Here is a 15,219-nt window from a genome sequence, read left to right as displayed (position 1 = left end):
GGGCTAGACGCGCAAATGCGAAAAGATCGACACGGCGGCCGACGCCGCCTTGGCATCGCCCTCGTCGATGATTGCACCTTGTTTGAGCACCGCATAGCGGTCGGCCACCTTCAGCGCGAACGGCACGTTCTGCTCGATCAGCAGCAGCGTCGTGCCATGACGCTCGCGCTCCCAGAGCAACGCCTCGGCCAGGCGATCGATCACCGAGGGCTGCAAGCCTTCGGTGATCTCGTCGAGCAGGATCGTCGATGGCCTCATCATCAGCGCGCGCGCCACGAGCAACATCTTCTGTTCGCCGCCGGAGAGCGTACCGGCATACTGCCGCAAGCGGCTCTTGAACACGGGAAACACCGGTTCGATCTCGGCGAAGCGCTCGTCGAACGTCGAGGCGCGCGCGAGCCCGAGCCGCAGGTTGTCGCGAACGCTCAGGTCGTGAAAGAGGGCCTGCTCCTGAGCGGCGTAGGCAATGCCGGCCCGCGAGATCCGGTGCGGCGGCAAGCGCGTGATATCCGCCCCGCGCGCGTGAATCGACCCGCCCTTCTTGGGCAGGTAGCCCATGATGGTCTTCAACAGCGTCGTCTTGCCCATGCCGTTCTTGCCGACCAGCGCGACCGCCTCGCCGGCGGCAACGCTCATCGTCAAACCGCGCAGCACGATGGCATCCCGGTAGCCGCTCGTGACGTCGCGCACGTCGAGCGCGATCTCGCTCATGGCGCCTCCTGCGACAACGCCGCGGCTGAGCCGTGCGCGCTGCCCGAATAAATGGTCTTGACGAGTTCCGATGCGACGACTTCCGCGAAGCTGCCTTGCATGACGATCTTGCCCTGGTGCAGCACCACGATGCGTGTCGCGACCTCCGCCACGAAGTCGAGGTCGTGCTCGACGAGCAGGCAGCACAGCCCATAGCGGTGAGCGAGCGCAGAAAGCACATTGCCGATCTGTGTACGCTCGACCTTGGTCAGCCCCGCGGTCGGCTCGTCCAGCAACACGATGCGCGGCTCGAGCGCGAGCACCATGGCAAGCTCGAGCGCCTGCTGCTCGCCGTGCGAGAGATCCTTCGCGACGGCGCCAAGCTTACGGTCCAGGCGCGTTGCGCGCACCACCTCCAGCGCGTAGGGCGGTAGCGCGAGCGTCCTGGCCGAACGGACGAACGACGGGCGCTCGACGATCGTGCCGGCGATACGCAGGCATTCAGCCACCGTGAGCGTTTCGAACACGTTCGCGTTCTGAAACTTCCGGCCGAGGCCCAGCCGCACGCACTGCTCGGGCGGCAATTGGCCGATATCCGCGCCGCCCAGCGCCACGCTTCCGGACGAGCGCTCGGCGCCGTCGCTCATACACCGCATGAGGGTTGTCTTACCCGCGCCGTTGGGCCCGATCAACCCGACAAGCTCGCCGCCGGCCGCTTCCAGATCGATGCCCTGCAAGACCTTGAGGCTGCCGAAATGCCGTTCGACCGCGCGCATTTGCAACGCCAGTTCGCCCGCCGCGGTCGGGTCTTGTGCGCGCAGCGCCCGCTCCGTGAGCACAGGCTGTGCGGGTGCGCTCGCCATGAAGCGGCGCAGCGGTTTGACGAGCAGCGGCACAAGCCCTTGCGGCAACAGTACGATCACGAGCACGAACGCCGCGCCGAGGATCAGTTGCCAGGCGAACGGCATGCTGCCGCTCAGATAGGCCGTGGCGACATTGATCAGGAGCGAGCCTATCACCGGCCCCCAAAGCGTGCCGCGTCCACCGAGCGCCACCCAGATGACGAGCTGCGTGCCGAGCAGGAAGCCCGAGAGCTCGGGCGCCACCACGCCGCTGAACGAGCCGTAGCCGAACCCGGCCAGCCCCGCGATCACGGCCGTCGCGATCAGCAGCGCGATTTTGGCGAACGACGTATTGATGCCGAGGTACGAACAGCGCGCCTCGTTGTCGCGGATTGCGGCGAGCAGCCGGCCTCCGTCGCTGCGCACGAAGAACCACGCGCACATCGCCACGAGCAGCAGTGCCGCACCCGAGATCCAATACCACGCGCCCAGCGACAGATCGAACGTTTCGAAGCCGGTCAGCCCCGAGCTCGAGCCGGTCCATGCGCCGCCCGAGAGGAGCACCTGGGTCAACACGATGGGCAGTACGAGCGACATGACGGTCGCGAAGAACGGCGAAGCGCCGCGATAGAACGACAGCCAGCCGAGTATGACAGCCACGACCGCCGTCGCAGCGATTGCCGCGGCGATTGCGAGCACGGCATTGAGCGCCGAAAAGCCGCCGTGGGTGAACATCAGACCGGCGGCATAGGCGCCCAGTCCGAAAAATGCCGACTGACCAAAGGTCAGATAACCGGTGTAGCCCCACAGCAGGTCGACCGTCACGACGACGATCGAGAAAAAGAAGGCCTGAATCAGAACGTTCAACAGATACGAGCCGAACACGAACGGGCCCACGACGAGCAGCGCGGCGGCAAGGCCGACCACAGCCGCGAGATCGCGCCATGCGTGTGGACGCCGCGCACCTGCGGCCTGCTGCGCCGATTCGGCGTGGCGATGTTCGAGCGAGACGTCGGCTTTAGCCATGAGCGAACCCCTTCGGACGAATACGCAGCGTCAGCGCCGCGAGGACCGCGATCGTCAGGCCGCCGAGCACCGGGCTCACGAACGTGCTGACAAGCACCTGACACGCACCGAATACGATGCAGGTGAAAAGCAGGCTCAGCATCGAATGCCCCGAAACCATGACGAGCATGAATGCGCTGACGATCCATGCGACGCCCATGTCCGGATCCACGCTCGACAGCGGCGTGATCAGCGTGCCGGCCAGCGAACCGAGCGCGGCGCCGAGGCTGAACGTGACAAAGCGGATGCGCCCCGAATGAATGCCGAGACCTCGCGCAAGGTCTTCGTTCATGATGACCGCACGCGTCTTCACCCCAAAGCGCGTGCCCGAGAGCAACAAGGTCAGCGCCGCGCAAAGACCGAGGGCGACCGGCACCAGCACGAGCCGGTAGGCCGAGTATTCGGTACCCGCGATCGACACCGCCCCCTTCAACGACGTTTCCACGAACTGCACTTCGCGTCCAAACACCATCACGATGATCTGGCCGATCACAATGCCGAGGCCCCAGGTTGCGAGAATCGCATCGAGCGGCCGTTTATAGAGCGGCCGCACGATGATCCATTCGACGAGCATGCCCACCACCGTGCCCACCACGATCGAGAGCGGTACACCCACCCACGGATCGAGCTTCAGTTGCGTGACGACGAAGCTCGCATACGCACCCAGCGTGAGCAGCGCGCCATGCGCGAAGTTCACGATTTTCATCACGCCGAAAATCACCATCAGCCCGACGGTCACGATGAACAGCACCGCCGCCGTGGTACAGATGTCCAATGCCAGTACCATGTCTTCTCCATGTTCATGCGCGGCCCGCCTTCGCCGGCGAGGCGCGCGCGAGCGCATCGCCGCTTATTTCAACTTGGGGCACTGCATGCCGGGGTCGACGTCCGTGAACGTCTGCAACACCTTCACCGAGCCGTCCTGCTGGATCTGCCCGAGGCGCATCGCAAGCGGAACGTGCCGGCTCTTGTCCATCTTCACCGGCCCGCGCGGGCCGTCGAACGACACCTCGCCGAGCGCCTTCACGACCTTGGCCGAGTCGGTCGACCCCGCCTTCTCCACCGCGGCCTTGTAGAGGAAGAACGCTTCGTACTGCGGCTCCGACAATTCGTTCGGCGTCTTCACGTCCTTGCCGAACTTCTTGTCGAGCGCCGAAATGAACTGCTTGTTGCGCGGCGAATCGATGCTGGTGAGGTACGACGCCGTCATGAAGACGCCAGTGGCGACATCGCCCATGCCCTTGGCCGTCCCTTCATCGATTGCGAGGTTGCCGTAGGGCAGCGTGAGCCCGGCGCTCTTGAGCTGCTTGGCGAGCGCGACGTTCGGCGCCCCCCCGGCCGTCGCGCTGATCAGCGCATCGGGCTTTGCCGCACGGATCTTCGAAAGCACGGGGGTCCAGTCAGTGCCGTCGATCGGCAAAAACTCCTCGCCGATCACCTTGCCGCCATGCTCCTCGACATACTTCTTCGTAAAGTCGAGCATGCCGCGACCGAACGCGTAGTCGTTGCCAACCAGGTAGAAGGTCTTCGCGCCCTTGGCCTTGTCGAAGTAATCGACGATGGGCGCAACCACCTGCTCCGGCACCCAGCCGTTCACGTACATCCACGGGCTGCACGAGCGCCCTTCATAAAACGACGTGTAGATGAACGGCTTCTTGCCGCGCGCGACGATCGGCAGTGCGGCGTTGCGTGCCGCACTGGTTTCCATCGAAATGATGGCGTCGACGTTCTTCTGGAAAACGAGCGTGTCGTATGCCTTTTGCGCACCCACCGCACCCGACGCATCATCGGCGATCACGAGTTCGACGGGGCGCCCGAGAATGCCGCCCGCCGCATTGATTTCCGACACCGCGAGTTGCGACGATTGCACGACGGCCGGCGCGACGACGCTGTTGGCGCCGGACAGACCGACCGCGACGCCGATCTTGATCGGCTCGGCGGCCGAGGCCGCCATACCGGCGCCGGACGCGGCCAGCGTTGCCGCGACGACAGCGGCTGCGATTGTTTTGTTCAACGACCTCATGGTGCTTCCTCGTAGTTGTGGTGAGTTTCAGGGTAGCGATGGATCATGGCAACATGCAGGGCACGGCTGGCCGGGCCGCCCTTACGGCGGCGGCACCGACCAGCCGGTGCCCAGCATCGGGTCGTAGACATCCGCGCGGCGGTCGCGCAGCACGTGATTGTGCGCGTTCAGCGTACGCCCCGAGCGCGTGCGGGCGACGTCTATCGAACCGTAGATGATTTCCTCGCGTTCCGCACTGGCCGGGCCCGCGATCGGCCAGCCATCGCCGCCGACAATCAGGCTCTGCCCGATGAACGGCTGGCCCCGCTCGATGCCCACGCGGTCGGCACAGGCGATCGCGATGCCGTTGCTATGCGCGGCGGCCATGGCCAGCGTGGTGGCCATGCCGGGGCGATCACCGGGCTGCGAAGGCATCGGCACCCAGTTGGTCGGCACGCACACGAGATCGGCCCCCTGCATGACCGCCAGCCGGAAAGTCTCCGGAAACCAGATGTCGTAGCAAATCGCGATGGAGATACGCCCGAGCGGCGTGTCGAACACCGGTACGCCGAGGTTTCCCGGCTCGAAAAAGCGCTTTTCGTTGTCCCACAGGTGCAGCTTGCGATAAGCGCCGATGTAGCCGTCGGGGCCCGTGAAGAGCGCCGAACTGTAAAGGCGCGCGCCCTCGCGCTCGGCCACGCCGCTTACGATATGCACATTCAGGCGCCGCGCGAGCGCCTCGAAAGCGCGGGTCGTCTCGCCATCGGGCACCGTTTCGGCAAGCGCCAGCGCTTCGGCGCGATCCTCGAACACGTAGCCGCTGTTGGCGAGTTCGGGCAAGACGATCAGCGATGCGCCTTCGCGCGCCGCCGTCTCGATGTGCGCGACCGCCCGCGCAATATTGTCCCGCCTTGCCCCGACGTGGGGTTCCATCTGCACGCACGCGACGACGAAAGCGCCGGCGTCCGTTTTGGCGGAGTCGTACTCCAGCATGGGTTTGTTCTCCCGCAAACAAAAAAGCCCCCGGACTGGCGTCTTGCGACGCAAGTTCGGGGGCTTCATAGCCTTCCATATGTGGCACGGCAACGCTGCCGCGGAGATGCCGTCAAGCATGACATCTCAGTGGAAGCGAATGTAAAAAGCCAAATTGAGCATGTCAAGCGATTCCTTCATCAAGCCGTCACGAATCCGGAAACGCCGGCTTTCGGCGTAGGCGCGCCAAGGCCGCCCTGCGGGCACGGCGGATGCTCGCCGTCGTGCCCGCCCTTACTGCGCTTAAAGGATCCGCTGGCCCAGCGGCGAGTTCTTCGCCACCGTACCCCCTCGGCTTTCCACCATCGCCGCCACCGAATTGACGACCGCGGCGAACGGGCCGCTCGCAAAGCCCCCTTCATAAGTCGCCTTCTCGTGAACCACGCGTATTCCCGGTTTTGCGGCGAGCGTGTTGTTCCACAACTTGCGCGTGTTGTCGAGATCGCCCGGCGCGTCCATCTTGAAAGCGCCCTGATGGTTCGGCTCTTCCGTCCAGTGCGTGTAATGGCTGCGGGCTTCCCAATGCTTATCGATCAGCGCGGCAAGGTTGCGCAACTGCGCCTTGTCCTCGGGCGGCGTGGTATCCCGGTCAGCGGCCGTATGCAGCGTATCGAGCAGGTTCCGGATCTGCTCTTCCTTGGACTTGCCCTCGACCTTCTTCGCGTTGTCGCCAAGCGTATAGCTCAGATAAATCACCGCACTGTTGCCCTCTTTCGCGGGCGCATGCAAATACAACTGCTGGAACTCGGCAGTCGATTGAAGGTTCTTCGGCAATTGCTCGGGGTGGAATTCGTCCGCGGGTACGGTCATCGTCATCTTCGTCGCGCCGACGAGGTTGATGCTCTCGAGCGCGGTGGCGATTTCCGGCGTGACCAGTTGCCCGCCCGGACGGTCTGCCTTTGTCAGGCCCATATCCACGGCGATTTTCGGGCTCGCCCCGAAGAACACCTCGTCGTACGTCTCGCTCTTCGTTTCCTTGCCGTCTTCCTTCCACGTGACCTTGAACTTGCCCTCGGCGGTCTTCTCGATATCCATGGCCGGCGAGCTCAACTTGATCGCCCCTTGCTCCGCGAGCGACGGGGTTCCCGGCGGCAAGCCCTCCTTGTCCGCGATCATGCGCTTGAGCGGTTCGTCGGCGCCGTCCACCAGCAACTGGTGATTTTCAAGGCGCCCATCCACGAGGAAACGCATTTCCTCGAGGAAGCCCGTGTTGTAGTAGCCTTTGTAGCCGCCCACGCCGATGCCGACCGCACCGAACGTCTTCCAGTGTTCCTCGTCCCAGTGGATACCGTTCTCCGCGAGCAGAAGCTCCACCCCTTCCTTGAACGTCAAACCGTCGAACTTCTTTTTCGCCGCGGCCGACAGCTCGAGGAACTTGGCCGTATCGCCCGCTTCGCGCGCCTCGCGCAGCGGCTTGAGCAGCGACTCGCTCGCCCTGAGGAAGTCGTCCTTGACTTGCTTGGCAACCGGATCGGCCGGCTCCTTGCCCGGCTCCATCCTGAGCACACGATCGGTCAGCAGCAGCGTCGCGCCCACCTGGGCCGGATTCGTGAAGTCGATGTGCGGAAGCTTGTAGTGCTCCGCGAAGCTCCAGTAGAAGTTGCCGTGCGTGGTATGAAAGCGCATGCCGCCCGGATGGGTCGCGGTCGGGCTCTCGGTGCCGTCTTCGCGCACACGATGGTGTGTCGCGAGGCGCCCGCCGATATGATCTGCCGCCTCCAGTACCGTCGGCTTCACGCCAAGGCGGTTCAAGCAGTCGGCCGCCATGATCCCGGCAGGGCCGGCACCGATCACGCACACCTTGAGGTTTTGCGCGACGTCCTTCGGCAAGTGCCCGATCTTGCGGTTATTGTCCCAATAGAAGCCCGTGTAATCGTACATATGGTCGAGCGGCAGCGTCATGTGCATATCGGCCGACTGCTGCTTGACTTCGGCGCGGCGGGTATCGTCGGTGCCTGCCAGCCTGAAGTTCCCGTCGAGGCTCGCACGCGCATCCGTGCTGGTCGCGTCGACCAATCTCCGGACATCGGCAGACGGCATGTGCGCCGCCGTGTGCTCGAGCCACGTCTGCACGTTCGCATTGTCAGCGGGCTTCGACATCTTGCTCTTGCCGAGCTCCTTGCTCGCCGTCCCGGCGGCTTCGAGCACATCACTCTTTTCGGCTTCCGACAACGCGTGCCAGTGAAGCGTCAGCTCCCGGCGCATCTGCTTGATCTCCGGCTCCTGCTTCAGCTCGGCAAGCTTTCTCAAGTTGTTCGTCATCGCGCTCACGAGGCTCGAGCGCTCGCGAGGGGGCCAAGTGCCTACCGCGTCCTTGAAGTAATGACCAAGCGCTTGCGGTGTGAGCGGCGGGAGTTCGCGTCCCTGCGTGGACAATTGCGCGCGGCCTGAGCGTTTCGCGTTCTTGGCCCGCTCGGCCGGGCCGCTGAAAGCCGTGTCCACACGGTTTTCGGGCCAGCCGCTGTGACTATCGGCGTGGTCGACGCGCGCGCGCTTGGACACCTCGGAGAGATCCGCGGTGGGCGCGCGCGGGCTGCCCTCCGTGCGAATCGCGCTGCGGCGCGTGGCGCCTTCTACCTCCGGCAGTGTCGAGCTCGAGGGGCGGCGTGCCGCCGCTGCGCCTGAAGATTCCGGACGTTCGAGCGTGGCATGCTCCGCACCGGTGGAGGGGAGATTTGTATTGACCGATTCCATGTCGATGTTTCCTTTCGATTTACAAAAAATGAGTGAAGCGACTACGCGTTGAGATGAAATGCGCGGCGCCACCGCGCAGAAGGATTGCCCCGCCGCCGCGATCCACGGCATCCGCCCCGGGGCGCGCACGCCGCTGTTGCGCGACGTGCGCTTCAACCCTCTTGTGGCTGATCCTGCTGTATCAGGCGGTCTCGCCCGTCGGCGAGTGCTGCGGCGATTCACGCGGTGTCGGCTGACGCGAGGCTTCCGCGAGCGGCGGCGACGATTCGGCCGCGGGAAGCGCACCGGACATGCGAGGCGGCGTCAGATTGGACAGTTCGTCGCCGCGTTCGTGGTCGCTTTCGTCCTCGACCACCTCGATGCGTCCCACTGGATCTTCTTCCTCGCGGATCGGCCTCGGCGTACGCGAGAGCAACGAGTCGCAGATGCCGAGCAGCGTGCCGAATGCCTCGGTCGCGAAGAACTCCATGATCATCAGCGCGCCGGGCACCGCGAGTGCCGAGCGAGGCGTGACCTTGCCTTCCGGCAGCGCCGCGTTCTTCGGGTCTTCCTCGATCAGATGGGACGTCAACACGAGCGCCGTTGCGATGATGAAGCCCGCGTGCGCCGGTACGCCGAGCAGTCGCCCGAACCGCTCGGTCCACAGCGTGCTGATGCCTTTTCCCATCGCTCGCGCAGCGTCGACACCCGATTCGAGCAGGCTCTTGTTGTGATTGACGAGCCGGCGTTCGAGCTGCTCGAGCGGCTGGTGCGCGATCAGTTCGCCATGCGTCGGCGCCTCGATGCCCTGCTCGCGCAGCGTGTCACCCGATCGTTTCATTTTGCCCGCGGCATCTTTCACCGCTTTTCCGAGCGCTTGCAGCCCATCGTCGAGCGACTCCGCACCGAAGAACGTAAAAGCATCGGCATAGACGTCGTTCAGCACCACGCGCGCCTGGTCCATCGGCTGGCCCGTGCGCATTGCGTGCAATGCCGGCACGAGCGTGACGAGCGCACGCACGACCTGGCGTTCGGATTCCGCGCGCACGCCTTCAGGCAACGCCTCGCGTGCATAACGGTCGTAGCGGCGCTGCACCGAGGCGGGCAGCCCACTCGTCACCAGTTGCGGAATGTAATGCCCTTCGAGGCCGTCGCGCGCACCGCTCGTATTGGTCGTCGTGAACATGACGGATGCGCCGATCGGCAAGCCGGTGGCCGGAGAGGGGACATGCTTGCCCAGATACGTGCCGACGACCGACAGCGCAACCAGGTAGCCCGAGCGGCCGATGAGCGGCGCCATCATCTCCGCGCGCGACTTCTGCAGGAAGCTGCGCAGTGCCTTTTCGGTGACCACGCCGTGCCGTTCATATAACGGCGCGCGTTCGAGCAGGCTGTGCAATACATCGTCGGGCACGTGATCGGCTTTCCTGCCATAGAGCACATGCGCCGTCGTCGAGGCGATGTTGATGTGCGCATCCGTCGTGCCGGGGTGCTCCAGCGCGAGGCGGCGCAGTCGTTGTTCGCGTGCCGGGCGCGCCGCTTCGAGATCGGCGTGTTCCGGTGCGGGTGCGCGCCGCAGGCGCAGCGTACCGGCAGACTCTTCCATGCCGGCTCTCGGACGAGCGGAAGGGAGGGCCGCCGTGTGCTGCGCGAGCGAGGTCGACGCAAGCGGGGGCGGAGTCGCGACATCGCGCGTGGAAGCGGTTTCCTCATGCGACTCGTTGACCGCGTCGTGACTTGTTACCGTAGGCGAATCCATAGGTATCCCTGATATCTCGGGTTGGAAATTCAAGCGGTGATATCCGCCGGGGCGCCGTGTGCGATGCGAGTCCGCATCGACGCGGCCCTCGGGTCTGGCCTGCGCCATCGCAACGGCGCCGCTGTGGATACGAGAATAGGATTCGTCGCGACGGCACACCCTGCTTGCGCGAAGCGGTCGCACGCGACCCGAAGTACGAAGCGATGCGTGCGACCCGGCTTTATGCGCTTAGCGGTCGAGCCATGCCGAGAGCGCGCGCAACGTGTCGCGCTCATGTGTGCCCAATTGCGCGGGGGCGGCGGCGAGTGCGCGATGCGCGTGCGTGGCAGCGTTGATGTGATCGCCGAGCGCGTCATAAATCCGTGCGAGGCGGCTCAGCACGTCGAAAGTGTCGTAACCGCCTTCGAGTGCGCTCATGAGGAAGGGCAGCGCCGCGCGGCGGTTCGCGTCGCTGCCGCCGGCCAGCAGCAAGCGCGCGTGCAGATAGCTCCACTCGGGCAGCGCGGGCGGGTCGTTGGCGAGCTCCGCGAGCGTCTCGCGCGCGAAGCCCAGATCGGTACCCGCATCGAGCATCGCGCGCAACATGCGTGCAACGGCGCCATGATGCGTACGCATGCGGTACAACGTCCCGATCAGCTCGCCGAACTCGGCATTGACTGCGCGCAGGCGGCTCACCATCGCTTCTTCGCGCGCGCCGCTCACGGGCTCGCCATCCCAGGGCACGATGTCGTACAGCTCGGCACCGAACGCGCTCAGATCGATCCACCGCGATGCTTGCCGTCCCCCTTCGATCACGTGCAGCCCGCAACCCGTCCCTGCCGCCCCCTTCCACGGAGCACCGGCAGCGGGCAGGGCCATACCGCGGCTCTTGCTCTGTGTGCGCGCCATGCTGGTGCCCACGAAGAGCCGCCCCCCATGCGCCACCGCACCTCGCACGTAACCGTCGAGCGGCCGATCGGCGCCGCGCGGCTGGCCGGCGACATGCACGAGGCTGCCGTCGCGCGAGGTCACGCAAAGCAAAGTGCCGCGATCGACGAAGAGCGAATGCGGGTGGCGCAGGCCGCGCCGTACGATGCGAGCGTCGTCCGTGAGATCGAGGATGTGTCCGTCGCAGGCGTCGCGCCACGATGCGCCGGGCTTGCAGCCGAACATCGAGAGATAGACGTGTCCTCCGAATGCCTGCAGCGAATTCATGTGCAGCGTATCGGCGCCCGGATCTATTTCGAAGAACACGCGTGTGCGCAACGCACCGTCGCGTGGCCAGTCGATGGCAAGCACTTGATTGGTGCCGCTGCTCACGACGAGCAGCTCGTCGCCCCACGCAAGCAGCGAATGCGCATCCAGCACCGCGGCAAGGCGTGCTACGCGGCGGATGCGCGCCGAAGCATCGATCTCCGCGAGCAGCGTGCCGACCGTGCCGGGCACGCGAATCTGCAACGCCGCGTAGTAGCTCTCATCGACGCGACACAGCCCCGTGGCGCCCACGACCTGGGCCGCGACGTCGCCGAGGTCGACCCATTCGAAGGTATCTGAATGCGCATCGAAGCGCGCAAGCACATGTCCGGACGGTTTTGCATAGCAAAAGCTCAATAACAGTTGAGTCATAGAGGAATCAGCGTGTGGAGAAAAGTTCAGCCGCCCGGTCAGCGGCTCCGTCAGCGGCCCCGCTTCGGTGGGCGGGCGATCATCGGCATCAGGCGGCGCAGCAGCTCGTCGGCGCACTGCTCGGGCGTGCGGCCGCCGGTATCGACCGCCATGGCCGGCGACGTCGGGCGTTCGTACGGCGAATCAACGCCGGCCAGGCCCAACACTTCGCCGGCGCGCGCCCGCCGGTACAGTCCTTTCGGATCGCGCGCTTCACACACGGCGAGCGGCGTGCTAACGAACACCTCGACAAATCGTGACGCGCCGACGATCGATCGCGCGAGCGCGCGTTCGTGGCGGTACGGCGTGTTCAGCGCCGCGATGACGACAAGCCCCTGATCGTTGAGCAGCCGAGCAAGCTCGGCCGCGCGCCTGACGTTTTCAGTGCGCTCCTCCGGCTCGGACCCGAGATCGCGGCTCACCCCTCGACGCAGCGCGTCGCCATCGAGCGTCGCGGCGATCATGCCGCGCGCCGCGAGCGCCGCGCGCAGTTGGCGCGAGAGCGTGGATTTGCCCGCGCCGCTCAACCCGGTGAGCCATAGGGTGATCGGGCGCTGGCCGGGCACGGCGACACGGCTCGGCCTGTCGCGCGTATCGGCTGCGGCCACGCTCATTGCACGCCTCCTTCGCCCACAACGACGCCCCACTTGACGAGCGTCGCCTTGACAAGCCGCGCATAGTCGTCGCGCAGACGCGGGCTGCGCGAATGGTAGGCGCCCACCGCATCCCAGGTGTTGCCATAGGCAGCCATCTGCTTTTTCAGGTGCCACGCGGCCACGTACACATTCACGCATTCGTCGAGCAGATCCTTTGCACGGATGCCGAAGGCCGCGAGCTCCCGGAGATGAATCGAATTGATCTGCAATTCGCCGATATCCATCGTGCCGTTCTTGTTGCGATGGATCGCCTGCGGATTGCCGCGCGATTCGACGTGCGCGATCGCCCGCAGGATCAGCGGGTTGACGCCGTGATACACCGCGGCCGATTCGAAACAGTCGGCCTGTGCCGCCGTGCTTGCACAGGCGAGCCACACGCACAGCGCCGCACAAGGCGCCCAGCGGCCGCGGCGCCGCGGCGCAGTCGAATGACGAAGGATCATGGTCGACCTCGAAGAAATCGGAGATGCCAGTCAGTGCCCGATCGGGGCCCCCGCGGAGGGCAAACCTGGCGTCGCGCCGCTTCCGCGTCGAAGCGAAAGTTAGCGGCGTGTCAGCGGCGCGTCGAGTCCCGAAACGCGGTAGTGAGCGCGGCGCTTCGGATTGGCGCCGCCCCCTTCGGTACGGCAGCGGCGCGCGTCGGCGCCCGGCGTACGCACTTCGCATCGTCGCAGGCTGCTTCGCACTCGCCGGGGCACGGCGCGCGCGGCCCGATATAAAAGGTGCATCTTTGGGCTGGCGCCAACTGGCCGACTGCTCGCCCCTTCTGGAGAACATCCCGATGAGAACGGAAGAACACGACGTAAGAGCCTACGTAGAATCGGAGCACGGCTCGGATTCGCATGGCGGCGCCAATCGGGCCGAGCCGCCGCCCCTCGAGTCGTCGCGGATGGACAGTCGGCAATTCGCCGACTTGAGACCGAGATCCCCCATGCAATCGCGCTGGTCAAGGCAGAACGGAGGCAATCAGGAACCGTCGACAAGCGCCACACACGCCTGGGTCGCGAGTCAGCGCGAGCAGCCAATGCCCCGCGTGATTTCTCCTGTGTCGACGTTGCGCTCGGTCTCGCCGCCGCCCGGACGCCCGCATGTTCAGCCCGCCCCCTCGCACGCGCTGCCACTGCACGCGCCCACCCCCGTGCACCCGCCCCGGCCCATGTCGGATAACGGCGACGGCTATATCCCGTTGCTCGACGGTGACGCCATGCCTGGCGTGAGCGGACGGCAAACCCGCTTCTCGCCCCGCCCCATCCCATCGTCGCATGATGGGGACTGGGGGGACTGGCACTCGCGCACGAGTTCGCCGGTGTTCACCGAGCCGCCCGTGTCCGAGTCATCGCACTCCGGCTGGCACGATTCGCAGTTCCAGCCCGATCCGACACCGGGCATCCCGGGCATGACCGGTACGGGCCGGCCTCGCCCGCCCGGCATGAACCCGGCCAATAATCCGTGGACATCGCAGTTCAGGCCCTGGCAAAACATGATGCAAGGCGGATTCGGCATCGCGGCAATGATCGCGGAGACATTCATCAACGTCGTCCAGTCGATTGCGCAGATCTTCCAGAAATGGGGCGAATCCATGGTCTCGCTGACACGCCGTTGAGGAGCACGATGTGATCATGACACCGCCATGCACTCATGTCGTTGCACGCAAGACGCTCTTCGAACTGCTTACTGATCCGGCCGACGATCGCGACGCGTTTTACGGCGAGATGTCGGCCGGCGCCGGGGCGTACCGGGATATCGGTGGGGCGTGGATGGTCGGCCGGTTCCGGCTGGCCTGCGCCGTGCTCGATCATCCGGACCTGACGACGCGCTCCCCGCTGTTCGAGCAGGGCCTGATGAGCGACGAGGCGGGCTTGCTCGACACGATGCTTTTTTCCGGCGACGCGATGCACGAGCGCATGCGCAAGACGTTCGCGCCGCTCTTTGCGAAGCCGCGCCTCGCGGCGCTGCGTGCCTGCATCGAAGCCGATCTAGACGATCTGCTTGCGCAGATTCCCGATACGCGATGCTTCGATATCGTCGAGCACATCGCGAAGCGCTTGCCCGCCCTCACGGCTTGCCGTCTGCTCGGCATCGATCCCGCACACGCACCCCGCTTGCAGGCGCAGTCGATGGCCGCAGTCCGGCTGATCAGCGCGGCGCCGCTTACGCCGGCCGAACGTGCGAAGGCCGTCGCGCAGACAGTGCGCTTCATGGAAGAGCTCGAGCCGCATCTCGACGGCGTACGCGCCCTGCTGCACGTCGGCACGGCCGCCGATGCCGCACTCACACGACGCCAGTTGCTGGCGAACGTGCTGCTGATGTTCATTGCGGGCTACGGCACGACGATGCTGTCGATCGGCAATACGCTCGCGCAGGCGCTCGCACGGCGGGACCTTTGGCATGGACTCGTGCGCGAGCCGCAGGGGGCCCCGCTTGCGATCCGCGAATTGATGCGCATCGAGCCGGCTGTGCACGTGATGATTCGCTTCGCACGCGCCGACGTCGAATTCGATGGGCTCCGCGTGGCGAAGGGCGAGGCCGTCGCCGTAGTCGCCGCGGCGGCGAATCGCGACCCGACTGCGTTTTGCGATCCGACCGACGTGCGTGTCGATCGCCCGCCTGGCGGCCTCGTATTCGGCGCAGGCTCGCACGGCTGCATCGGCGCCGCACTCGCGCGCATGGAGCTGGCCGTCGTATTCGAAACGCTGCTCACGCGCATGCCCGGCCTCGTGCTCGATCCGGGTACGAATCCGCGTTTGCAGGAGGGCGCTTTCCGCGGCTACCGCTCGCTCCGGGTGCGCGACGACACCCGGCGCTGAGCGGCATCCATCGAGAAAACGGGCGCGAGGACCCGAAAGTAACAGAACG

The 15,219-nt window shown here is 65.6% G+C and carries 12 protein-coding genes; 2 read left to right on the top strand and 10 right to left on the bottom strand.

Features of this window, described 5'->3' with window-relative positions; translation table 11 throughout:
• Positions 1-3: 3 nt before the first annotated feature.
• The 10 genes from U0034_RS27765 to U0034_RS27720 form a co-directional block, all read right to left on the bottom strand.
• Positions 4-711: a branched-chain amino acid ABC transporter ATP-binding protein gene (locus tag U0034_RS27765; RefSeq protein WP_085227494.1), complete on the bottom strand. Its 708-nt coding sequence runs from the start codon at positions 709-711 to the stop codon at positions 4-6.
• On the bottom strand, positions 708-2,558 hold the full coding sequence (locus tag U0034_RS27760; RefSeq protein WP_085227495.1) for an ABC transporter permease subunit: 1,851 nt from the start codon (positions 2,556-2,558) through the stop codon (positions 708-710). The genes U0034_RS27765 and U0034_RS27760 overlap by 4 nt, the downstream gene beginning before the upstream one ends.
• Positions 2,551-3,384 carry a branched-chain amino acid ABC transporter permease gene (locus U0034_RS27755; RefSeq protein ID WP_085227496.1) on the bottom strand — a complete coding sequence of 278 codons (834 nt, stop codon included), beginning with the start codon at positions 3,382-3,384 and terminating at the stop codon, positions 2,551-2,553. The genes U0034_RS27760 and U0034_RS27755 overlap by 8 nt, the downstream gene beginning before the upstream one ends.
• Before the next feature lie 63 nt (positions 3,385-3,447).
• On the bottom strand, positions 3,448-4,620 hold the full coding sequence (locus tag U0034_RS27750; RefSeq protein ID WP_085227497.1) for a substrate-binding protein: 1,173 nt from the start codon (positions 4,618-4,620) through the stop codon (positions 3,448-3,450).
• A gap of 81 nt (positions 4,621-4,701) precedes the next feature.
• A complete protein-coding gene (locus U0034_RS27745) occupies positions 4,702-5,592 on the bottom strand; it encodes a nitrilase family protein (RefSeq protein WP_085227498.1) in 891 nt (296 codons plus the stop codon).
• Positions 5,593-5,874: 282 nt separating this feature from the next.
• Positions 5,875-8,481 carry a flavin monoamine oxidase family protein gene (locus tag U0034_RS27740; RefSeq protein WP_085227499.1) on the bottom strand — a complete coding sequence of 869 codons (2,607 nt, stop codon included), beginning with the start codon at positions 8,479-8,481 and terminating at the stop codon, positions 5,875-5,877.
• A gap of 25 nt (positions 8,482-8,506) precedes the next feature.
• The gene (locus U0034_RS27735) at positions 8,507-9,910 is read right to left on the bottom strand and encodes a hypothetical protein (protein WP_102622919.1); all 1,404 of its coding nucleotides are present in this window, start codon (positions 9,908-9,910) and stop codon (positions 8,507-8,509) included.
• 381 nt (positions 9,911-10,291) lie between these two features.
• Positions 10,292-11,668, bottom strand: a complete 1,377-nt coding sequence (locus tag U0034_RS27730) for a DUF4915 domain-containing protein (protein ID WP_085227501.1) — start codon at positions 11,666-11,668, stop codon at positions 10,292-10,294.
• Positions 11,669-11,718: 50 nt separating this feature from the next.
• Positions 11,719-12,315 carry an adenylyl-sulfate kinase gene (cysC, locus tag U0034_RS27725; RefSeq protein WP_327197067.1) on the bottom strand — a complete coding sequence of 199 codons (597 nt, stop codon included), beginning with the start codon at positions 12,313-12,315 and terminating at the stop codon, positions 11,719-11,721.
• Positions 12,316-12,317: 2 nt separating this feature from the next.
• Complete coding sequence (locus tag U0034_RS27720; protein ID WP_085227503.1) at positions 12,318-12,806, bottom strand: lytic transglycosylase domain-containing protein; 489 nt, start codon at positions 12,804-12,806, stop codon at positions 12,318-12,320.
• Positions 12,807-13,387: 581 nt separating this feature from the next.
• Here U0034_RS27720 and U0034_RS27715 point away from each other — a divergent pair.
• Together U0034_RS27715 and U0034_RS27710 are read left to right on the top strand one after the other, a co-directional pair.
• Positions 13,388-13,966 carry a hypothetical protein gene (locus U0034_RS27715; RefSeq protein ID WP_139831154.1) on the top strand — a complete coding sequence of 193 codons (579 nt, stop codon included), beginning with the start codon at positions 13,388-13,390 and terminating at the stop codon, positions 13,964-13,966.
• Between the two features lie 16 nt (positions 13,967-13,982).
• Entirely contained in the window at positions 13,983-15,170 is a 1,188-nt protein-coding gene (locus tag U0034_RS27710; RefSeq protein ID WP_139831155.1) for a cytochrome P450, read from the top strand.
• Positions 15,171-15,219 lie beyond the last annotated feature (49 nt).

It is taken from the genome of Trinickia caryophylli (assembly GCF_034424545.1).
Classification (GTDB): domain Bacteria; phylum Pseudomonadota; class Gammaproteobacteria; order Burkholderiales; family Burkholderiaceae; genus Trinickia; species Trinickia caryophylli.
The sequence above is the reverse complement of the archived record's forward strand: the minus strand, read 5'-3'. Positions and strand labels throughout refer to the sequence as shown.

What these genes read in the sequence shown, in the direction of transcription:
- U0034_RS27710 (WP_139831155.1), top strand. Translation starts at nt 13,983, where the DNA reads ATGACACCGCCATGCACTCATGTCGTTGCACGCAAGACGCTCTTCGAA.
- U0034_RS27730 (WP_085227501.1), bottom strand. Translation starts at nt 11,668, where the DNA reads ATGACTCAACTGTTATTGAGCTTTTGCTATGCAAAACCGTCCGGACAT.
- U0034_RS27760 (WP_085227495.1), bottom strand. Translation starts at nt 2,558, where the DNA reads ATGGCTAAAGCCGACGTCTCGCTCGAACATCGCCACGCCGAATCGGCG.
- U0034_RS27735 (WP_102622919.1), bottom strand. Translation starts at nt 9,910, where the DNA reads ATGGAAGAGTCTGCCGGTACGCTGCGCCTGCGGCGCGCACCCGCACCG.
- U0034_RS27720 (WP_085227503.1), bottom strand. Translation starts at nt 12,806, where the DNA reads ATGATCCTTCGTCATTCGACTGCGCCGCGGCGCCGCGGCCGCTGGGCG.
- U0034_RS27750 (WP_085227497.1), bottom strand. Translation starts at nt 4,620, where the DNA reads ATGAGGTCGTTGAACAAAACAATCGCAGCCGCTGTCGTCGCGGCAACG.
- U0034_RS27745 (WP_085227498.1), bottom strand. Translation starts at nt 5,592, where the DNA reads ATGCTGGAGTACGACTCCGCCAAAACGGACGCCGGCGCTTTCGTCGTC.
- U0034_RS27715 (WP_139831154.1), top strand. Translation starts at nt 13,388, where the DNA reads ATGCCCCGCGTGATTTCTCCTGTGTCGACGTTGCGCTCGGTCTCGCCG.
- U0034_RS27755 (WP_085227496.1), bottom strand. Translation starts at nt 3,384, where the DNA reads ATGGTACTGGCATTGGACATCTGTACCACGGCGGCGGTGCTGTTCATC.
- U0034_RS27765 (WP_085227494.1), bottom strand. Translation starts at nt 711, where the DNA reads ATGAGCGAGATCGCGCTCGACGTGCGCGACGTCACGAGCGGCTACCGG.